The organism is Pseudoalteromonas sp. MER144-MNA-CIBAN-0113, assembly GCF_040308965.1.
In the GTDB taxonomy this organism is placed as follows: domain Bacteria; phylum Pseudomonadota; class Gammaproteobacteria; order Enterobacterales; family Alteromonadaceae; genus Pseudoalteromonas; species Pseudoalteromonas tetraodonis.
This window is the reverse complement of the sequence record NZ_JBEOOG010000163.1, coordinates 1-1,436: the sequence shown is the minus strand read 5'-3', so window position 1 is coordinate 1,436 and position 1,436 is coordinate 1. Positions and strand designations below refer to the sequence as shown.

The 1,436-nt window shown below is 38.2% G+C and carries 1 protein-coding gene and 1 pseudogene; one reads left to right on the top strand and one right to left on the bottom strand.

Annotation, left to right across the window (positions count from 1 at the left end; all coding sequences use genetic code 11):
* Positions 1-96: 96 nt before the first annotated feature.
* The gene (corA, locus tag AAEY57_RS19160; RefSeq protein ID WP_013465786.1) at positions 97-1,053 is read left to right on the top strand and encodes a magnesium/cobalt transporter CorA; all 957 of its coding nucleotides are present in this window, start codon (positions 97-99) and stop codon (positions 1,051-1,053) included.
* Between the two features lie 33 nt (positions 1,054-1,086).
* On the opposite strand, the pseudogene AAEY57_RS19155 reads toward corA, so the two are convergent.
* Positions 1,087-1,365 (bottom strand): annotated as a pseudogene (locus AAEY57_RS19155) (DUF2237 family protein); the annotation flags it as partial.
* Positions 1,366-1,436: the final 71 nt, after the last annotated feature.

Below are 1,436 nucleotides of genomic sequence, written 5' to 3'. Positions count from 1 at the left end.
GTTCACGAAATTCTGATGTATAGCGATTTGATTTTTTCATAGTTCCAGTTTCTCAAGTTATTGAGTCTCTGGCAAACGCGGGGCGATTCAAAGTGTATGTTGAGGTTTTTTTCCATCGAGCAAGGAGTGATCAAAGAGTTAACGCCTTTACCTGATACCCCTGTTGAAGTATCCATAAAGAATGCACATTGGATTGATACTATTAATCCAACACCGCAGGAGCAAAATGCGCTTGCAAAAACGCTCAATATAACTTTTCCAGATTCGGTAGATGTAGAAGAGATTGAAACGTCGTCAAGGTGCTTTATCGATAATGAAGGTTTACATGTGCATGCATTGTTTATGTCACCTAATGAAGGGCGATTTAATACTGTAACGGTAGCTTGTTTGTTGCAAAACAATTGCTTACTTACTATTCGTGATGAGGAATTGGCTGATTTTAGACTACTGCGCTTAAGAGCGCGCAAAGGTCAGGTGGCATGCGATACAGCAAAACAATTATTAATCACTTTATTTGATCAAAAAGTTGAAAACCATGCTGATATGCTCGAAGACATGCATCATCAATTAGAGAGGCTCAGTGCTTATGTACTTGAAGAAGATAACTCAGACTTAGAAGAGGCGGTTGGTCGTATAGCTCGCTTAGAAGATGCTAATGGTAAGGTGCGTTTATGTTTAATGGATACGCGACGCAATATTTCGTTTTTAATACGCCGTATAGGCGCGCAAAATGACGAGCGCGAATCTCTTAGAGAAATTGTACTCGATATAGAAACTTTAATGTCGCACTGTACCTTTTTATTCGACAAGGTGAACTTTTTGATGGATTCAACACAAGGCTTTATTAATATTGAACAAAATCAAATTATTAAAACCTTTTCTATTGCCTCAGTAGTTTTCTTACCGCCTACAGTAGTGGCTAGTGTGTATGGTATGAATTTTAATATAATGCCTGAGCTACAATGGGAATGGGGTTATCCATTTGCAATTGGCATTATGTTACTGTCGGGCTTTGCCCCTTACTTATTTTTTAAACATAAAGGGTGGTTATAATACTTTAATATTGCAAGCTGAGCGCTCAAATCATTACCCGGTATATTGATGTGCTTTTAATACTTCAAGGGGAATAATATCTAGCGCTTTTTGGTTTGTTGCTTCAAGAACAACAGGAGGAGCAACATTTGCAGCAATGGCATGATACCAACGAATCGCACATAAGCACCACTTATCGCCAGCTTTTAAGCCCGCAAAATCATATAAAGGATTAGGGCTAATTAAATCGTTACCTTGCGCCTTAGAAAATTGCAAAAATTCGTCGGTCATAATGGCGCACACACTGTGATTACCAAAGTCTGAATCTGGCACAGACTGTGTAAAAACTAATTTTTAATAAATTGTCTTGGGTATGTTCTTAGTTTAAAACCATCTAGGATGGT